The sequence below is a fragment of the Nonomuraea sp. NPDC052129 genome, assembly GCF_040680095.1.
Taxonomy (GTDB): Bacteria; Actinomycetota; Actinomycetes; order Streptosporangiales; family Streptosporangiaceae; genus Nonomuraea.
In genome coordinates this window covers 207,961-225,085 of record NZ_JBFAVX010000001.1, presented here as the reverse complement: position 1 = coordinate 225,085, position 17,125 = coordinate 207,961, and the positions used below count along the sequence as shown (strand labels likewise).

Sequence of the window (17,125 nt, the reverse complement as noted above, 5' to 3'; positions counted from 1 at the left end):
CACTGATCCTACCGGCGATCGTAGTCATACCGCTCGCTGGCGCTGGCGAGCCTCGGTCGCGCCGAAGGCGAGCCACCCCAGGTCGCTGAAGCCCGCCGCCTCGGCGACCGCGGCGGAGGCGAGGTTCGCGGGATCATGCATGTAGGTGGGGATCGCGCCTTCGTCCAGCACCCGCCGGGCCGCCTGGGCGACGAGCCCGCGCGCCAGGCCACGGCCGCGTGCTTGGGGGGCGGTCACGACGGCGAGTTCGTGCCCGTGGGCGTCGTGTCGTTTGATCCCCACTCCCGCCAGGTGTTCGCCGGTTGCCGGATCTGTGGCGATCAGGACGTCCCCGCCGAAAGGCCGCAGCCAGTCGGGGGTCTCCGGGGAATCGGCGGGTACCCAGACGCCTGCGTCAGGGAAAGGTGGTGGGTGTGTGGTCCACCGATAGACGGCGGTGAACCAGCCGCGCTCGGGAAAGCCGACCAGGGCTGGGATCCGTGGTCCCAATGCGGTGAGGTCCTTGTCGTCCTTGGCGTACTGCTCCGCCACGGTCGCGGCGTGCTCGGCCGGGACCGACAACACGCCGCCCTCCGGGCTTGCGACTCCCAAGGCCGGGTGGATCTTGCCGTCCCATCCAGGGCTACCGCGCCCGGGTGAGCCGATGATGTCCAGCCCGCTCGTGGCAGGTCGGCCGCCAAGCCAGCAGGACAGGTGCTCCATGAGCCGTCGCTCCATCGCCTTCCTCCTTTATACATTAGGGGGGTAGGGTATTCGAGAAACCTTAGGAGGACATATGCGACGGTTGGCCCCCCTCGATCCCGCTGCGGCGCCGGAGAAATCCAGAGAGCTGCTGAACGACATCATCAGCAGGAGGGGCGGCGTGGGCGACATGGTCGCCACCATGGCCCACTCACCCGCGCTGCTGCAGGGATACCTGGACCTCTCGCGCGCCATGAAGCGCGTCAAGCTGCCGCGCGCGCTCAGCGAGAAGATCTCGCTCGCCGTGCAGGAATGGATCGGCTGCGGCCATTGCCTTCAGGCGCATGCCGAGGGCGGGCGCGCGGCGGGGCTCAGCGAGAGCGACATCGCGCTGGCCCGGCAGGGCACGTCCACCGACGCCAGGGAGGCGGCGCTCATCGCCCTGGCCGTACGTGTGCTGGCCGAGCCGTCGGCGATCACGGATGAGGACGTCGCGGAGGTGCGGGCGCATGGCTGGAGCGACCGGATCGTGGCGGAGATCGTGGGCGTCGTCGCCCTCAATCTCCTGACCGGTGCTTTCAACCTCCTGGTGGGCTTGGAGCCGGCAGAAGAGACCGCGTAGGTCGCAGATACGGGCCTAACGGGTGAGGCCGGGCCTGCGGTCGGCGGGAGCGATCATCCGAGGCCTCCTACAGTGGGTGTTTGTGCTTTATGGAAGATCTGTGGAGATCAGCGCACTCGACGAGGTGATCGCGCGGGCCCGTGATGGCGTCGGGAGTGCGGTGGTGTTGCGGGGCAAGGCGGGGGCGGGCAAGACCGCCCTGCTTGACGCGGCGGCCGCGCGCGGTGGCGCGATGCGGGTGTTGCGGACCACTGGCGTCGAGTCGGAGTCCGACCTCGCGTTCGCGGCGCTGCACCAGGTGCTGTGGCCGGTGACCGGCTCGCTCGACGCGCTGCCCGAGCCGCAGCGCGTGGCTGTGAGCGCGGCCTTGGGGCTTGCCGCGGGCAGTGTGGGCGATCGGTTCCTGGTGGGGGCCGGCGTGCTCTCGCTGCTGGCCGAGGCTGCCGCGCCGGACGGGCTGATCTGCGTGGTCGACGACTTCCAGTGGGTGGACCGGGCTTCGGCCGACGCGCTGCTGTTCGCCGCCAGGCGGCTGGGGACGGAACGGATCGCGATGTTGTTCGCCGTGCGCGAGGACGCCGCTGTCAAGGGTGTGCCGCTGACGATGGACGTGCGCGGCCTGTCCGAGTCCGCCGCGGCCGAGTTGCTGGAGTCCCGCTGCGGTGTGCTGCCCGCCCAGGTGGCACGCGAGCTTGTCTCGTTGACCCGCGCGAACCCGCTCGCCCTGGGCGAGGTCGCCGCTCGCCTGACGCGCGCGCAGCTCGCCGGGCGCGAACCACTGCCTGACCCGCTGCCCGGTGGTGCCCGGCTCTTCGGTGATCGGGTGGCCGCGCTGTCCGCCCCTGCTCGGCTGGTCGCCCTGGCCGCCGCCGTCGAGGCCGACCTTGACCTGATCCTGCGCGCCACCGACCGGCTGTTCGCCGAGCAAGCGGTTCGGGCCGGTACGAGCATGCGGGCGGCGTTTGCCGAGCAAGCGGTTCGGCCCGGTACGAGCACGCGGGTGGCGCTGGCTGAGCTGGAGGAGTCCGGGTTGGCCGGGGTGTCGGGCACGAGCGTGCGCTTCCGTCATCCGCTCATCCGATCCGCGGTGCACGAGGCGGCCGCCCCCGCCGACGTCCGCCGCGTGCACGCCGTCCTCGCGGAGCTGGCCTCGGATGACCGCCGCGCCTGGCACCTGGCCGAAGCGGCCCTGGGCCAGGACGAGCAGGTCGCCGCCGCGCTGGTGGCCGCCGCGGAGCGGGCGCGTGACCGTGGCGGGTACGGCGCCGCCGCCACCGCCCTGGCCCGGGCCGCCGAGTTGACCCCCGAGCCACGCGCTCGTGCCGTCCGCCTGAAGGACGCCGCCGTCGCGGCCTGGCTCGGCGGCCGTCCGGGACAGGCGGAGTCGCTGCTGGCAGAGGCGCGCGAACGGGCCGGCGGGGACGCCATGCTCGCCATGGAGATCGCCCAGCTCCGGGGCCGGTTCGAGCTGAACTCGGGCAACGCCGCCGAAGCCGTACGGATCCTGGCGGCGGGTGAGAGCCTGGACATGCTGGCCGATGCCGTGGAGGCGGCCTCGTACGTCGGCGACACGGCGGCCATCGCCGAGCTCGGCCGGCGGGCCGCGGCGCATCCTGAGGGCTTCCTGCGGGACACGGTGGCCGGGATCGGCCTGACGCTGGACGGCGACGCCGCCGGGCCGGGCTTGCTGCGGCGGGCGCTGGCCCGGGTCGGTGAACTGGAGGACGCGGCGGGGTACCTGTGGGCGGCGGCCGCGGCCAGCTACCTGGGCGAGGGAGACCTGGCCGCCGAGATGGCCGATCGGGCCGGGCAGGTGGCCAGGGTGTCGGGGATGAGCGGCCAGCTGCCGGTCGTGCTGGAGTTCGTGGCGACGGCCGAGCGCATCGCGGGGCGGCTGGCGCGCAGCCAGGCCGTCTCCGAGGAGGGCCTGGAGCTGGCTCGTGAGGCCGGGTACGAGAACACGGTGGCCGCGCACCTGGCCAACCTGGCGGTGGTGGCGGCGCTACGGGGCGAGGAGGAGCTCTGCGAGCGGCAGGCCCGCGAGGCGCTGGCCATCGCTGTCCCGCACCGGGTCGGGTTGCGTGCGGGTGTCGCGTCGTACGCGCTGGCGCTGCTCGACCTGTGCCTGGGCCGGTTCGCGGCGGCGCACGACCGTTTCACGGCCATCACCGCGGCAGGGCCGGGCGCCGGGCATCCGACCGTGGTGTGGCGTACGGCCCCGGACCGCGTCGAGGCCGCCGTGGGCGCGGGCGACGAGGCGGGCGCCCAGGCGGTGCTGGCCGCGTACGAGCAGTGGTCGACGCACGCCGCTACGGCCGAGTCGCACGCCCTGCTGGCCCGTTGCCGGGGCCTGGTCGAGTCGTCCGAGGACGCCCTCGGCGAGGCGCTGCGGCTGCACACCAACCCGTTCGAGGCGGCCAGGACGGCCCTGCTGCTGGGTGAGCGCCTGCGCCGGACGCAGCGGCCGGGCGAGGCGCGGACGCATCTGCGGACGGCGTGGGAGACGTTCGAACGGGCGGGCGCCCGGCCGTGGGCGCGGCGCGCGCAGGAGGAGTTGCGGGCGGCGGGGGAGAGCGGGCAGGCCTCGCCCGCGGCCGTGCTCGACGCGCTGACCCCGCAGGAGCTGCGTATCGCGGGCCTGGTCGCCGATGGGTTGTCGAGCAAGCAGATCGCCGCCCAGCTCTTCCTGAGCCCGCGCACGGTCGAATATCACCTGTACAAGATCTATCCGAAGCTGGGCATCGGCTCCCGTACGGATCTGGCGCGACTGGTAGTTCTGCGGAAGGCGCCCGTAGCCGCAGACGACATGCTGTGAGGCAGGCGAAAGGTGAACATCTGGAGCGAAGAGTTCGGCGCCGAGACGGACGCGCCGATCCTGGCGGGCATGGGGCACACACCGCCGCCCGAGGTGCACGAGGAGTTGGCCGCCGCCATCCTCGCGCACACGGCCGGGTGACACCATCGGCCAGCTCGTTGTGGCAGTTCTGGGCCTATGCGAGCGGCATGGACATGCCTTGATCACTGGCTTGGCGTGGGCCGAAGATGCGGCGCTCCTCGGCGGTGATCTGGAGGTCGTTGATGCTCGCCTCGCGCCGTCGCATCAGCCCATCGGCGTCGAACTCCCAGAGCTCGTTGCCATAGCTGCGCCACCATCGTCCGTCGGCGTCGTGGCATTCGTACTGGAAACGGACGGCGATCCGGTCGCCGGTGAACGCCCAGAGATCCTTGCGGAGCGCGTAGTCGAGTTCCTTGGCCCACTTGCGGGTCAGGAACGCGATGATCTCCGCTCGGCCGGTGACGAACTCGTCGCGATTGCGCCAGGTGGAGTCCGGCGTGTAGGCGAGTGCCACCCGCTCCGGATCGCGGGTGTTCCAGGCGTCCTCAGCGGCCTGCACCTTGGCGTGCGCGGTCTCGGCGGTGAAGGGCGGGACAGGTGGACGGGTCATTTGTGCTCCTTGGTCGGCAAGTGACGGTAGGTGGGTGTTCCAGTGCTCTACCCGCCTCAGCTACCGGAGTCAGTCCCCGTCCAGATAGATGGCCTGTACGGGGCAGGCGCGGGCCGCCTCCTCGATGGCGGGCCAATGGGCGTCGGTGGGCATGGCGTCGTACACCAGCTCGTCATCGTCGTTGAGGGCGAAGACCTCCGGGGCGGCGAACACGCACTGGGCGTGGGTCTGGCACAGGGTCATGTCGACACGGACGCGCATGGGTCTCTTTCAGCCGCGGGGCGTTCAGGCGGGATTGAACCTGGAGTACTTCTCGAAGGACCATCGCTGGGGGAGGCCATCGGCGATCTGGATGACTCTTTCGACGTCGAAGTCGATCAGCCGTTGCGCGCCGGGCACCGCGGCCGCCCGGTCCTGGTCCCAGTCGACGCGGGCGCGGCCGGTCAGGTGCAGGGTGTGACCGTTCTCCCAGTCCAGGAACAGCAGCCCGCAGCGCGGCTCGAGCTCAAGGTTGCCCAGCGTCATGTACATCGAGTTGCCGACATAGTCGGGCCAGGTCAGCCGGTGGCTGCCGGTCACTGTGACGAAGCCGGGGTTGCCGCCGCGGTGTGAGGCGTCGGCCCCGAGCCCAGCCGCATAGGTGCCGATGAAGAACGTGTCGGCCGCGGCGATCCACTGCTGTTGACCGGTGGTGAGTTCGCCGGTGACGAGTGCGGTCCTGTGCGTGGAGGGCGAGTCGTTGATGTAGGCGCGGGTTTGAAGGTATTTAGGGCAGTTGGAGTACACCTGTTCGGTACGTACCAGGAGCTGATCTCCGTGACGGCGGGCGCGGCCGTTGACCCGCATCCGTCTCCGGGTGGCCGGCTCGATCATGAGCATGCCCACCGGCCGCTCGGTGTCGAACAGGTCTGCGAGCGGATCACCGGTGCCGGGAAGCCGGTCGGCGATGACGGTACGGTCGTCGGGGGCGGTGGCGAAGCCGGGCGGGCCGGTGAGCATGCCGGCCCAGGCCGCGCCGGTGTCGTCGGTGGCCGCGAGCACCATCAGGCGCTGCCGGCTGAGGAACTCCGCCGCCACTGGCGGGATGGTCGCCCGCACGCCGGCTGATCCCAAGCCGTCGGTGGTCAGACCGGCGCGGCGCTGTACCGCGCGTTCGCCTTGGTGAAGCATGAGGGATCCCTTTCCGGCGCGGGCGCGTCTGTTAGAAGAAGCCGCACGTCGGGGCGCCCTGCGTGGGCGCGGGTGCGGTATCGGCGCCGCTCGGCGCATAGATCTCCAGGCGGATGCCGTCCGGGTCGGCGAAGAAGACACCGCCGGAGGAGGAGCCCTCGCCGTGCGGGACGATCCCGTCGTAGGCCGGCTGTACGCCGAGCTCCCGCAAGGTGGCCTCGGCGCGGCGAACCGCCTCGATGTCGGGCACCTGGAACGACAGGTGGTGCAGGCCGGGCCGGTCGGTGGCGAACCTACCGCCGCTCTGCTGCCACAACGTGACCAGCAGGGTGCCGTCGCGGCCGAGGAAGGCGTATCTGCGGTCGCCGTCGGTCCGCTCGCCCATGACCTCGAAGTCGAAGACCCGGCGGTAGAAGGCGATGGACCGCGGCAAGTCGGTCACGTTCAGGCCGACGTGCCCGGTCTGCAGGGCCGGTGTGCTCATACGGGATCTCCAGTGTGAAGGCGTCATTTCTCACGGTTCACCGCTAGGTGGACCATTAGAATATGTCGTGTGGTTTGTAACGGTGTCAAGCTGGAGATAGCGTTAGAAGAGTGGAAGTGGCACACCTCGCGGATGGCGGCGCTCCGTTCCTCGGTGGACCGCCGTCCATCGAACTCGGCAACACCACGTACGCGGTGAGAGGTCGCCGCAAGGATGGTTTGCGGAGCGTCGAGCACCTGGCAGCCTGGCTGCGCGACATGCGCCCACACCTCGCGGTCGCACTCACCGACGCCGACATCGAGGGCGTGACCGACGGTGACCTGCGCCTGGCCAGAGAGCTCCGAGACGCTGTCCGAGCCCTCGCCGCCGCGGCCGTCAACGACCGCGAACCCGATGCGGACGTGGTCGCGACCCTCAATCGTCACGCGGGGCAGACCCCGCGCTGGCGCGAGTTGCGCACCACCCCTGAGCCGCACACGACGGTGCGCGCCGCGGGCCGCCCGGTAGCCGCCGCCCTCGCCGCACTGGCCGAAGACGCCATCGACCTGTTCGCCGGGCCACTGCGCGAGCAGTTGTCCGCCTGCCATGGCCCGGGCTGCGTGCTGTACTTCGTCCGCGACACCGCACGGCGCGAGTGGTGCTCACCCGGTTGCGGCAACCGGGCGCGAGCCGCCCGTCACTACGCCAAGGTCCGGCAGGGAGCCGAGGGTTGATGGTCATGGCCCCGGGCGCATAGTCGGCCTGGCGTCGATCGAGAAGCCCAACCCGCCACCTGCCTCGACGTCCCGCCCGTTCTGCGATTAACTTGAACATCGATGTTCGAGTTAGTGGCTTACTGGAGGAGCCGAGTCGGTTGCCGACAGCAGTGGTCGATCCATGCCGGACGATGCGGCCGGAGTGGTCGTGGAGACGGCCTCGCGCGTACGGCGATCGTCGGTCATTCCTGGGGCGGCGGCTTCGCCCTGCGCTTCGCCGAACTCCACCGGACGCCGTGACCCGCCTGGCCTAGATCGCTCCCGGCGGCCTGGACGTCAAGGACGCGTGGGAATTCCGCCTCGCGCGGCCCCCGGTCGTCGGCGAACTGGTCCTTCGCCGGTTGCTGAGACCCTCGATCCGGCACATGCTGATCAAGTCCTTCGCCCATCGAGACCGTGTTCCCGAAGGCCGGATCGACGACCTCGTACGCACGATGCGATCGTCCCAGCTCGACGACGTCCTGCGGGTCGAACGCTCGGTGAACTGGGCGGCCACCGAAAGGGATCTCCATCTGGTACGAGCTCCCGTCCTGCTGCTGTGGGGCGACCGGGACCGCTACTTCCCGGCGAGCCTTGCCAGGCGGTTCGTCACACGCCTGCCCCAGACCGAAGCTCGCACCGTGCCGGGCGGCGGACACTCACTCCACGACGACTGCCCCGAGGAGCCCCGCGGACTACTCGTCCGATTCCTGGCGGGTACGGCCGCGGACGCCGCTGGGCCGCGGCGTTGAGGCGCTCGTGACGTAGAGAGTGTCCGATGTAGAGAGTGTCCGATGTAGAGAGTGTTCGGCGTAGAGAGTGTTCACAGTGCTCGTTCTACGGCGTCCTGCCGCCTCAACTGCTCGGCGAGCTGGGCGATGTCATCGGCGTCGACCGTCTGGCAGAGACCGTGATCTACCTCGTGCGGCGATAGGTGTCGGCCGTTTCGAGTTGCCCACAGGCGTCCTGCGGAACTGCGCCAAATGCGCCAACCAGGAAAAGTCTCCTGGAGGTCTTCGAGAATTACCGGCGTGAACATGTGGTCAGCCTGCTTACTGAAGAGCGACGAACCAACCGCGTTATTTAGACGTCCAGGACGTTATGGCGTTACGCTCAAAACGTCCCTGGCGTCCTCCACCCCAAGGTGTCCCGTGGCTAACGTCGCCCTACGCAGCGCCATGCTGAACGCCCAGGTCACGAACCAGAATTTGGCCGAACGGTGTGGCGTGGACGTCAAGACGGTGGAACGCTGGCTGCAGGACGAGACTCGTGTCCCGCACCTGCGGCACCAGTGGGCCGCCGCAGAGGCACTAGGAGTTGAGACAGCCGTGCTATGGCCAGACGCAATTCGCAATGCGGTGAAAATGGGGCCGGACAAGGAAGTCTTGACCACTTATCCGTATCGTTCGGCATGCCCGACATCAATTTGGCGTAACCTCATCAACTCCGCGCGAAATGAGATCGTGTTCGCCGGTTACACGAACTACTTCCTATGGCTGGAACACCCGAACCTGGCAAAGGTCCTCAAATGGAAGGCTCAGCAGGGCTGCAAGATCCGGTTTCTCGTCGGCGACCCGGAGAGCGATGTCACGCGCAGCCGTGAGGAAGTGGAGAACGTCCCGTTGACCGTCTCCACGCGTATCCGGATCACGCTGTCGGAGATCAAGCAGCTGCGCGACGTTCCCGGGATCGAGGCGCGGTACGGGGACGCGCACATCGCCATGAGTGTGTTCCGGTTCGACTCGGACATGCTTGTCACGCCTCATCTGGCCAAGCTGGTCGGGCATGACTCGCCCATGTTGCACCTGAGGCGGTGCCAGGACGACGGCCTGTTCGACCGGTTCGCCTACCATGCCGCCGAGCTGTGGAGCAACGGCCGTGACATGTGGCAGCAGCCCCAGCCCACGGCTCATATTCTGAGCGACTGACGGAGTGACGATCGGCCCGGACGGTGCCTCGCCGCTCCCGTACATGGTGCAGGTCGTCGGCGTGCGGTCAGTGGGTGTCGAGCCAGCCGAGCCGGGCCGCTCGGACGCCTGCTTGGAAGCGGCTGCCCGCTCCCAGCAGCACCGTCAGCTCGCCCACCACGCGGGTGACGGTACGGGTGGAGACGCCCATGCTGCGGGCGATGGCGGAGTCCTTCATGCCGGCGGCCAGCATGCGCAGCACCGCGCGCTGCTGTTCGGTGAGTGAGGAGCCGTCGGCGGAGCGGGGCACGTCCTCGGGCTCGGAGGCGGTCGTCCAGCAGTAGTCGTAGATCGCCGCGAGGGATTTCACCACGCCCGCGCCTCGGATCAGGACAGTGCCGGCGTCCAGGTCTTCAGGGTCGGCCTGGACGATGGCGGTCGTGCGGTCGTAGATGAGCATGCGTGTGGGGATCACCGGGGTGACCCGTATCTCTATGCCCAGCTCCCGCCACCGCACCGTGTACTCGCGGATCAGCGGGTTCGCCATGGCGATCTGGGCGTGCAGACTGCGCACTCGTACGCCGTTGCGGATGTTCGCCTCGCTGCGTGCCAAGCCCGCGTCGAGAGATTCACGCGTCCAGGCAGCGATCGGGTGCATGTCGAGCACCTCGTGTTCGGCCAGTTCGGACAGCTCGTTGAGCCGGTCGTGGAGTTGCCGGCGGTGGTCGGGCCATGGGAAGAACTCAATGTCGGCGTGGTTGTCCGTCCGCTCGGGCAGGCCGAGATAGTGCTTGGTCAGTGTGGCGATCTTGACGTGCTGCTCGACGAGGTTGTCGAGCATGCGATGGCTGCTTCGCAGGCTGCGATTGAGCGCCGCGGTCAGGTCGGCGGCGGCCTGTGTCTCCGGGTTCAGCAGGTGGAGCCGGGTGAGCTCGTCGCGGGCCCGGTCGATGTCCGCCGCTGTCAGGCTCAGCTTCGCCGCGGCCTCGGAAAGCGACTCGCCTCCCTGGCGCATGCGGGCGTACAGAGAGCGCGCAACACCGTCGTCCCCGGAAAATGCCCCGCTGTCCACCCGGCTCCCTTCATGTTGGATCAACCCTGCACATTGGCATATAAGCCCCTTTGTCAGCAAAGAGTTCTGATTTCCGCCATGTCCTACTTCGGAATCTCTCGCACCCTCCACAAGCACCCTGGCCTGCAGCACGATCGGGGAGTGAGGCGAAACATCATCGCCGCGAACGAGGAGGCATCCCATTGATCACCGTTGCGTACAGCCTTGTCGCCTATCGTGTCGCCAGCCTGTCGCCGGAGACGTGCGCGCACTGCCTTGGCGCCGTCAAGGCGGAGCTCATCCAGGTGCCGGGAGTTGTGGGGGTGGACGTCGATCCGGCCGAATCACGGGTGAGCATCCTGACCGACGGTCCCGTGAACGAGCTGGAGGTGCGGGCCGCCATGGAAGCGGCCGGTTGCGACGTCGTGGAAACGTGATGTGCTGCGTAGGCCCGCGTGCAGCGCCACGGCCAGGACGGCGGACAGGGTGAGGCCGAGCGTGAGGTGACGGCTCCGGCGCGGCGGGGCCGTGGCCGGAACCGTCCTTCTGGTGTCGTGCGCATGGCGCAGGCGCCCCAGTCGAGGCTGATGCTCCCATCCGTAGCGGACCACTCTGTTCGGAGGTTCTTGGGCCTTTCGCCGCCCATGTGAGGACCGTGGCCGCGGTCGGCGCGCAGGCCGTGACCCAGATCAGCAGCACATGGCCCGCGCCCCCAGGAACGACGCCAACGCCGCCTACTGGTTCGAGCACGAGCTGCGCCAGTACCCGCCCGCTCCCCCGTGAATCTCGCCGCGCTCGCCCCGCACGCCGACCGCGTCATCCCTGCGGCCGGCCGCCTATCACAGGGACGCCCGTGCTACGAGGCGACCGTGGAGCTGGGCCGGCACCTGGACAGAGGCGTGGTCGAGCTACCCGGTGGGCACATCGGATTCGTCACCGACGTCCCCGCCTTCGCGGCGATCGGGCCGAACCAGCCGGTGCCCAGCACGTCGGACGCGGCCAGGAAGCTGGGAATGAGATCCGGTGAGGGGATCTCCGAGGTGGCGACGAGCGTGCCGTCGGCGAGCGGTATACGCAGCAGCTCCGCCTGGGCGCCGAGCGGGCCCATCAGCTCCCGGTGAACGCAGGAGCTCTGGTAGCCGGCCCGGCAGATCCCGCAGGTGTTGTCGGAGGCGAAGAAGGACCCGATCACGAACTGGCCAGGCCGGATCGTCGTGACCTGGCTGCCGACCTCCTCGACGATGCCGACGTACTCGTGACCCATCGGGGACGGTCCGGGGCTCCGGCGCAGCGAGGTCGCCGCGCCGGCCGATGTGAGCATCGAGTACTACTCGAAACTCGAGCGAGGCGCCCTCGCCGGAGTGTATGCGTCTGCTCGCGTCCTGGGCGGCCGCGCAGGAGACGGATTCCCGCCCACGAGCCCTCTCGACCGATGAACCGGTCGAGCCGATGCCCTTTGGTGGGGGACGGCCGCGAAGTCAGGGCAGCGCCGGGATGGTGCGGTCGGTGATGAGGTCGCGGTACCAGTGCGCGCTGTCCTTCGGGGTACGCCGCAGCGTGTCGTAGTCGACGTGCACGATGCCGAACCGCTTGGAGTAGCCGTACCCCCACTCGAAGTTGTCCATGAGGGACCACACGAAGTACCCGCGCAGGTCGACGCCGCCCTGGAGGGCGCGGTGGGCGGCCACGAAGTGGCGCCGGAGGTAGTCGGTGCGCAGAGCGTCGTGCACGGCCCGCGTCCCGTCGGCCTCGACGGTGAGCTCGTCCGGGAAGGCCGCGCCGTTCTCGGTGATGATGAGGGCCTGGCCGGGGAATTCGGCGTGCAGGTGGAGAAGGAGCTCCTCCAGGCCGCCCGGATCGATGTTCCAGCCCATGTCGGTGTACGGTCCGGCCTGCGCGACGAACTCCACCTGGTCGGCCCCCGGCCAGGGCGAGCCGCCCATGTCCTTGTGGCCGTCGTTGCTCTGCCGCGGGCTCACGCCGTCCCAGAGACGTACGGTCGTGGTCGAGTAGTAGTTGACGCCGAGCAGGTCGAGCGGCTGGTGGATGACCGCGAGGTCACTCTCGTGGACGAACGACCAGTCGGTGACGCCGGCGGTGTCCTTGAGCAGGTCGGCCGGGTATTCACCGCGCAGCAGCGGCCCGGTGAAGGCGCGGTTGGCCAGGGCGTCGATGCGGCGCACGGCCTCCGCGCCGCCGTCACCCTCGCCCCGCAGGACGTGGAAATTGAGGGTGATCGCGTATTGGGGCGCGTTGGTGACCACCCGCCGCAGCTCCTGGACGGCCAGGCCGTGCGCCAGGTTGAGGTGGTGCACGGCCGCGAGGGCCGCGGCGCCGTCGGTACGGCCGGGGGCGTGCGCGCCCGAGCCGTAGCCGAGATAGGCCGAGCACCAGGGCTCATTGAGGGTCGTCCATACCGCGACGCGGTCGCCCAGCGCCTCGCCGACGATGCGGGCGTAGTCGGCGAAGGCGTACGCCGTCCGGCGCTCGGTCCAGCCGCCCTCGTCCTCGAGCGCCTGGGGCAGGTCCCAGTGGTAGAGGGTGGCGACGGGGGTGATCCCGCGGGCGAGGAGGCCGTCGACGAGGCGGCTGTAGAAGTCCAGCCCCTTCGGATTGGCCGGGCCGCGACCGGTGGGCTGGATGCGCGGCCAGGCGATCGAGAAGCGGTAGGCCTCCAGCCCGAGCTCGCTCATGAGGTCGAGATCCTCTTCGAGGCGGTGGTAGTGGTCGTCGGCCACGTCTCCCGTGTCGCCGTTCCACACCTTGCCGGGGGTGCGGGAGAAGGTGTCCCAGATGGACGGCCCGCGCCCGTCCTCGTCGGCCGCGCCTTCGATCTGGTACGCGGCGGTGGCGGAGCCGAAGAGGAAGCCGGCGGGGAAGGTCAAGCCGGATTCGCGGTAGTCGTCGCGGTCGGGCGTCATATGAAGGGTCCTCGTTTCGTGGCGCCGTCAGGCGAGTTCGTAGGTCCAGCCGGAGGCGAGGGAAGAAGAGATGGAAACCTGGCCATCGGAGCGGGTGATGGTGAACACCTGGTCGGTGACCGTGAGAGTGGTCTCGCCGTCCGGTCCCGGGTACACGCGGAGGGTCAGGCCGTCGAGGTAGTCGTAGTCCGGCCGGTCGTCCCTGGCCCCGATGGGCAGGACGGCGCCCTCGCGTACGTAGATCGGCATCGAGGTGAAGCCGTGCGTCTCCGTGCGCCAGTGTCCGCCTTCGACGCGCTCGCCTGTCAGATGGTTCGTCCACGTGCCGTCCGGTAGGTAGACCTCGACCGTACCGTCTGGGCTGAAGACCGGCGCGATGAGCAGGTCGGGGCCCAGCATGTACTGGGTGTCGAGGTGGGCGACGTTGCGATCCTCGGGGAACTCCATCGCCATCGGCCGCATGACGGGCGTCCCGCTCTCGTGGGCCTGGAGGCCCACCTGGAACAGGTACGGCATCAGGCGGAGCTTGAGTTTCGTGAACAGCCGGGTCACCTCGACCGCCTCCTCGTCGAAGGCCCAGGGCACGCGGTAGGAGGAGGAGCCGTGGAGCCGCGAGTGGGAGGACATCAGCCCGAAGGCTACCCAGCGCTTGAAGACGCCGGGATCCGGGGTGCCCTCGAAGCCGCCGATGTCGTGGCTCCAGAAGGAGAAGCCGGAGAAGGCGAGCGACAGGCCGCCGCGCAGGGTCTCCGCCATGGACTCATAGCTCGACCCCGTGTCGCCGCCCCAGTGGACCGGCAGCCGCTGGCCGCCGGCGGTCGCCGATCGCGCGAACAGCACCGCCTCGCCCCGGCCGCGCTGTTCCTCCAGCACCTCGAACACGGCCGTGTTGTAGAGGTGGGTGTAGAGGTTGTGCATCCGTTCGGGCGTGGACCCGTCGAAATAGGCGACGTCGAGCGGGATGCGCTCCCCGAAGTCGGTTTTGAAAGCGTCGACTCCCTGCTTTTGAAGTGCGCGCAGCTTGGACTGGAACCACCGGGTCGCGTCGGGATTGGTGAAGTCGACCAGCCCCATGCCGGGCTGCCACAGGTCCCACTGCCAGACCGACCCGTCGGGACGCTTCAGCAGGAAGCCCCACTCGGCGGCCTCGGCGAACAGCGGCGAGCGCTGGGCGATGTAGGGGTTGATCCACACGCAGACGCGCAGGTCCTTCGCGCGCAGGCGGGCGAGCATGCCCTCGGGGTCGGGGAAGACGCGCGGATCCCACGCGAAGTCGCACCAGTTGAACTCGCGCATCCAGAAGCAGTCGAAGTGGAAGACCGACAGCGGCAGGTCGCGCTCGGCCATGCCGTCGATGAAGGACGTCACCGTCCGCTCGTCGTAGTCGGTGGTGAACGAGGTCGACAGCCACAGGCCGTAGGACCACGCGGGCAGGCGGGCCGGACGGCCGGTGAGCGCGGTGTAGCGTTCGAGGATCCGCTTGGGCGTCGGCCCGTAGATCACGAAATACTCGAGGCTCTCTCCCGCGACCGAGAACTGCGCGCGCTGCACCGCCTCCGACCCGATCTCGTACGAGACATGCCCGGGATGGTTGACGAAGACGCCGTATCCGCGGTTGGTCAGGTAGAACGGCACATTCTTGTACGCCTGCTCGGAGGAGGTCCCGCCGTCGGCGTTCCAGATCTCCACGGTCTGGCCGTTCTTGACCAGCGGCCCGAAGCGTTCGCCCAGCCCGTAGACCACCTCGCCCACGCCGAGCGAGAGCTGCTGGGCGAGGTGGACGGAGGAGCGGGCGGCGCCGACCGGCGCCGAATCGACGTGCGCGTCCTCGGCGAGCCGGAAGTAGCCGATGGACTTGTGGCCGCTGGCGGTCAGCGGGCGTCCGTCACCGTGGAAGGACAGGTTCCACGGGGCTCCGGGCGCGATGGTCGCGCTCAGCGCGCCGCTGGTGAGCGTCGCCCCGATCGTGTCGTCCGCTTTGACGACGCCGTGGCCGTCCTCGGCGCCGGGCAGCTCGAAGCCGCGTTCCTCGCCGCCTCCCACGTGGTGGTCGACGCGTACGCGGATCACGTCCGGCAGCGGTGACGACAGGGTCAGCGAGAGCACCGGCCGGTTGAGCGTGTCGCCCCGGCGGTGGATGACGGTGGTGGGCGCGGTCACCGTGACCGTCCCGTCCTCCGCCCAGATGTCGTGGGCCTCGGCGGCGTACAGCGCGGTGACGCCGGGACGCAACTGCCAGAGACCGTCGGTGAACTTCATTAGTGGATCATCCCTTCAATCCGCCGGCCAGCAGGTCGGCGCGCCAGAAGCGCTGCAGGACCAGGACCAGAATGATCAGCGGGATGACGGACACGGCCGAGCCCATGATGACCAGCGAGTACAGGTCGCCGTCGCCCGCGCCCTTGCCCATGAACGTGTACAGGCCGAGGGTGATGGGGTATTTGTCCTGGTCGGAGAGCATGATGAAGGGCAGCAGGAAGTTGTTCCAGATGCCGACGAACTGCAGCAGGAACACCGTCACCAGCCCCTGCGTCATCATGGGCAGCACGATGCCGCCGAAGATACGGAACTCGCCGGCGCCGTCCAGACGGGCCGCTTCCAGCGTGCTCTGGGGGACCGCGGCGTTGGCGAAGACCCGGCACAGGAAGATGCCGAACGGGTTGATGATCACCGGCAGGAGTACGGACCAGTAGGTCCCGGCCAGGCCGACGGCCGCCATGAGCAGATACTGCGGAACGGCCAGCACGATGCCGGGCACCAGCACACCGGCGAGGATCACCGAGAACAGGACTTGGCTGCCCCGGAAGCGGAACTTGGCCAAGGCATAACCGGCCATGGCCGACACCAGCGTGGACAGCACCGCGCCGAGCCCGGCGTACAGCAGGGAGTTGAGCCCCCACTGCCAGAACTGGCCGTCGCCGTAGGCGCTCAGGTTGGCGAGGTTGTCGAAGAACCCGCTGCCAGGCGCGAAGGAGAAGGTGGTGAACAACTCGCGCGAGGTCTTCGAGGCGGCGGCGACCACCCAGACCACGGGGGCCAGGCAGTAGAGCGCGCCGAGCAGCAGCACGATCAGCGCCAGCCGTGGCCGCCGCGCCGCACCCGCGCGGCGCCTGCGGAATTGGCGATCACCGGTGCGGCTCTGGAGGGCGGCGCTCATGCGTTGTCCCCGAAGGTACGGCGCTGGAAGAAGCGCAGCAGCACCATCGACAGGACCAGGATGCCCAGGGCCAGGACGACGGAGGCGGCGGCGGCCCCGCCGAGATTGTCGTTCATGAACGCCTCTTGATAGATCTTCATCAGCGGCACCCAGGTGGAGCTGATGGTGGTCGACATCGGCCGCAGCGTGGCCGGCTCGCTGTACAACTGCAGGGTGCCGATCACGGAGAACAAGCCGGTGAGTACGAGCGCGGGCGCCACGAGGGGGATCTTGATGCGCCAGGCGATCTGCAGCTCACTGGCCCCGTCGATGCGGGCCGCCTCGTAGATGGAGGTGGGGATGGCGCGCAGCGACGTGAAGATGATGATCATGTTGAAGCCGACGCCGGACCACAGCGCGATGTTGGCCAGGGAGAAGTACAGGGTGGGAAAGCTGAAGAAGTCCAGCGGTCCGGCGTGCAGCTGCTTGGCGAGGTAGTTGAGCGGGCTGGTGCTGGGCAGGTAGAGGAAGCCCCACAGGAGGCTGGCGATGACGCCGGGCACCGCGTACGGCAGGAAGATCGCGGTACGCGTGAAGCCGCGTGCCCGCACCCTGGGGGTGTCCAGCAGTAGCGCGAACAGCAGCGCCAGGCCCAGCACACTGGGAATGGAGATGAGGCCGTAGAGCAGCACCCGGCCGAGCCCGGCGACGTATTCGGGATCGGTGAGCGCGGCGAGATAGTTGTCGAAGCCGACGAAAGTCTGCACCCGCCGCCCGAACGCGCCGCCGCCGTCGATGCGGAAGCCGCGGAAGCTCAGGTAGATCGCGTAACCGATCGGGATGATCAGAAACAGGGTGAACAACACGATCGCGGGCGTGGCGAACAGCCACGGGGTGGCGGCGCCGCGGAAGCGGAGGCGCGAGCGCCGGCCAGCGGGGTTGGCGGGCATGAGACATCCAGGATGGGGTTGGA

Annotated in this window: 17 protein-coding genes and 1 pseudogene; 7 read left to right on the top strand and 11 right to left on the bottom strand. The window is 69.1% G+C overall.

What is annotated here, in order from left to right; all coding sequences use genetic code 11:
- Positions 1-24: 24 nt before the first annotated feature.
- Positions 25-717 carry a GNAT family N-acetyltransferase gene (locus tag AB0L53_RS01040; RefSeq protein WP_363988548.1) on the bottom strand — a complete coding sequence of 231 codons (693 nt, stop codon included), beginning with the start codon at positions 715-717 and terminating at the stop codon, positions 25-27.
- Between the two features lie 58 nt (positions 718-775).
- On the opposite strand from AB0L53_RS01040, the gene AB0L53_RS01035 reads away from it, so the two are divergent.
- Genes AB0L53_RS01035 through AB0L53_RS01025 form a run of 3 tightly spaced genes read left to right on the top strand, consistent with a single transcriptional unit; the run spans position 776 to position 4,259 of the window.
- Positions 776-1,303 carry a carboxymuconolactone decarboxylase family protein gene (locus AB0L53_RS01035; RefSeq protein WP_363988545.1) on the top strand — a complete coding sequence of 176 codons (528 nt, stop codon included), beginning with the start codon at positions 776-778 and terminating at the stop codon, positions 1,301-1,303.
- Positions 1,304-1,325: 22 nt separating this feature from the next.
- Complete coding sequence (locus tag AB0L53_RS01030) at positions 1,326-4,118, top strand: LuxR C-terminal-related transcriptional regulator (protein ID WP_363988543.1); 2,793 nt, start codon at positions 1,326-1,328, stop codon at positions 4,116-4,118.
- Between the two features lie 12 nt (positions 4,119-4,130).
- A complete protein-coding gene (locus AB0L53_RS01025; RefSeq protein ID WP_363988540.1) occupies positions 4,131-4,259 on the top strand; it encodes a hypothetical protein in 129 nt (42 codons plus the stop codon).
- A 34-nt stretch (positions 4,260-4,293) separates the two neighbouring features.
- Here AB0L53_RS01025 and AB0L53_RS01020 read toward each other — a convergent pair whose 3' ends face one another.
- From AB0L53_RS01020 to AB0L53_RS01005, 4 genes are all read right to left on the bottom strand, one after another.
- A complete protein-coding gene (locus AB0L53_RS01020; RefSeq protein ID WP_363988537.1) occupies positions 4,294-4,749 on the bottom strand; it encodes a nuclear transport factor 2 family protein in 456 nt (151 codons plus the stop codon).
- Between the two features lie 69 nt (positions 4,750-4,818).
- Positions 4,819-5,010, bottom strand: coding sequence for a ferredoxin (locus AB0L53_RS01015; protein WP_363988534.1), 192 nt, complete (start codon positions 5,008-5,010; stop codon positions 4,819-4,821).
- A 24-nt stretch (positions 5,011-5,034) separates the two neighbouring features.
- Complete coding sequence (locus AB0L53_RS01010) at positions 5,035-5,919, bottom strand: pyridoxamine 5'-phosphate oxidase family protein (protein ID WP_363988532.1); 885 nt, start codon at positions 5,917-5,919, stop codon at positions 5,035-5,037.
- 31 nt (positions 5,920-5,950) lie between these two features.
- Entirely contained in the window at positions 5,951-6,403 is a 453-nt protein-coding gene (locus AB0L53_RS01005; RefSeq protein WP_363988529.1) for a VOC family protein, read from the bottom strand.
- Positions 6,404-6,513: 110 nt separating this feature from the next.
- Between AB0L53_RS01005 and AB0L53_RS01000 the strand changes: the two genes are divergently transcribed.
- From AB0L53_RS01000 to AB0L53_RS00990, 3 genes are all read left to right on the top strand, one after another.
- Positions 6,514-7,116, top strand: a complete 603-nt coding sequence (locus tag AB0L53_RS01000) for a CGNR zinc finger domain-containing protein (protein WP_363988527.1) — start codon at positions 6,514-6,516, stop codon at positions 7,114-7,116.
- Positions 7,117-7,523: 407 nt separating this feature from the next.
- Positions 7,524-7,889, top strand: coding sequence for an alpha/beta hydrolase (locus tag AB0L53_RS00995; RefSeq protein WP_363988524.1), 366 nt, complete (start codon positions 7,524-7,526; stop codon positions 7,887-7,889).
- Between the two features lie 399 nt (positions 7,890-8,288).
- On the top strand, positions 8,289-9,065 hold the full coding sequence (locus tag AB0L53_RS00990; RefSeq protein WP_363988522.1) for a helix-turn-helix domain-containing protein: 777 nt from the start codon (positions 8,289-8,291) through the stop codon (positions 9,063-9,065).
- Positions 9,066-9,132: 67 nt separating this feature from the next.
- On the opposite strand, the gene AB0L53_RS00985 is transcribed toward AB0L53_RS00990, so the two are convergent.
- The gene (locus tag AB0L53_RS00985; protein ID WP_363988519.1) at positions 9,133-10,059 is read right to left on the bottom strand and encodes a helix-turn-helix transcriptional regulator; all 927 of its coding nucleotides are present in this window, start codon (positions 10,057-10,059) and stop codon (positions 9,133-9,135) included.
- A 239-nt stretch (positions 10,060-10,298) separates the two neighbouring features.
- On the opposite strand from AB0L53_RS00985, the gene AB0L53_RS00980 reads away from it, so the two are divergent.
- Entirely contained in the window at positions 10,299-10,532 is a 234-nt protein-coding gene (locus tag AB0L53_RS00980; protein WP_363988516.1) for a cation transporter, read from the top strand.
- Positions 10,533-11,038: 506 nt separating this feature from the next.
- On the opposite strand, the pseudogene AB0L53_RS00975 reads toward AB0L53_RS00980, so the two are convergent.
- The 5 genes and pseudogenes from AB0L53_RS00975 to AB0L53_RS00955 all read right to left on the bottom strand — a co-directional run.
- Positions 11,039-11,371: pseudogene (locus tag AB0L53_RS00975) on the bottom strand (alcohol dehydrogenase catalytic domain-containing protein); the annotation flags it as partial.
- Positions 11,372-11,573: 202 nt separating this feature from the next.
- Positions 11,574-13,016 (bottom strand): GH1 family beta-glucosidase, encoded by a 1,443-nt coding sequence (locus AB0L53_RS00970; RefSeq protein ID WP_363988514.1) that lies wholly within the window; start codon positions 13,014-13,016, stop codon positions 11,574-11,576.
- A 27-nt stretch (positions 13,017-13,043) separates the two neighbouring features.
- Positions 13,044-15,275 carry an alpha-xylosidase gene (yicI, locus tag AB0L53_RS00965; protein ID WP_363988511.1) on the bottom strand — a complete coding sequence of 744 codons (2,232 nt, stop codon included), beginning with the start codon at positions 15,273-15,275 and terminating at the stop codon, positions 13,044-13,046.
- A 7-nt stretch (positions 15,276-15,282) separates the two neighbouring features.
- Positions 15,283-16,173, bottom strand: coding sequence for a carbohydrate ABC transporter permease (locus AB0L53_RS00960; protein ID WP_363988509.1), 891 nt, complete (start codon positions 16,171-16,173; stop codon positions 15,283-15,285).
- Positions 16,170-17,102: a sugar ABC transporter permease gene (locus AB0L53_RS00955; RefSeq protein ID WP_363988507.1), complete on the bottom strand. Its 933-nt coding sequence runs from the start codon at positions 17,100-17,102 to the stop codon at positions 16,170-16,172. The genes AB0L53_RS00960 and AB0L53_RS00955 overlap by 4 nt, the downstream gene beginning before the upstream one ends.
- Positions 17,103-17,125: the final 23 nt, after the last annotated feature.

What these genes read in the sequence shown, in the direction of transcription:
- AB0L53_RS01040 (WP_363988548.1), bottom strand. Translation starts at nt 717, where the DNA reads ATGGAGCGACGGCTCATGGAGCACCTGTCCTGCTGGCTTGGCGGCCGA.
- AB0L53_RS01035 (WP_363988545.1), top strand. Translation starts at nt 776, where the DNA reads ATGCGACGGTTGGCCCCCCTCGATCCCGCTGCGGCGCCGGAGAAATCC.
- AB0L53_RS01020 (WP_363988537.1), bottom strand. Translation starts at nt 4,749, where the DNA reads ATGACCCGTCCACCTGTCCCGCCCTTCACCGCCGAGACCGCGCACGCC.
- AB0L53_RS01015 (WP_363988534.1), bottom strand. Translation starts at nt 5,010, where the DNA reads ATGCGCGTCCGTGTCGACATGACCCTGTGCCAGACCCACGCCCAGTGC.
- AB0L53_RS01010 (WP_363988532.1), bottom strand. Translation starts at nt 5,919, where the DNA reads ATGCTTCACCAAGGCGAACGCGCGGTACAGCGCCGCGCCGGTCTGACC.
- AB0L53_RS01005 (WP_363988529.1), bottom strand. Translation starts at nt 6,403, where the DNA reads ATGAGCACACCGGCCCTGCAGACCGGGCACGTCGGCCTGAACGTGACC.
- AB0L53_RS00995 (WP_363988524.1), top strand. Translation starts at nt 7,524, where the DNA reads ATGCTGATCAAGTCCTTCGCCCATCGAGACCGTGTTCCCGAAGGCCGG.
- AB0L53_RS00985 (WP_363988519.1), bottom strand. Translation starts at nt 10,059, where the DNA reads ATGCGCCAGGGAGGCGAGTCGCTTTCCGAGGCCGCGGCGAAGCTGAGC.
- AB0L53_RS00970 (WP_363988514.1), bottom strand. Translation starts at nt 13,016, where the DNA reads ATGACGCCCGACCGCGACGACTACCGCGAATCCGGCTTGACCTTCCCC.
- yicI (WP_363988511.1), bottom strand. Translation starts at nt 15,275, where the DNA reads ATGAAGTTCACCGACGGTCTCTGGCAGTTGCGTCCCGGCGTCACCGCG.
- AB0L53_RS00960 (WP_363988509.1), bottom strand. Translation starts at nt 16,173, where the DNA reads ATGAGCGCCGCCCTCCAGAGCCGCACCGGTGATCGCCAATTCCGCAGG.
- AB0L53_RS00955 (WP_363988507.1), bottom strand. Translation starts at nt 17,102, where the DNA reads ATGCCCGCCAACCCCGCTGGCCGGCGCTCGCGCCTCCGCTTCCGCGGC.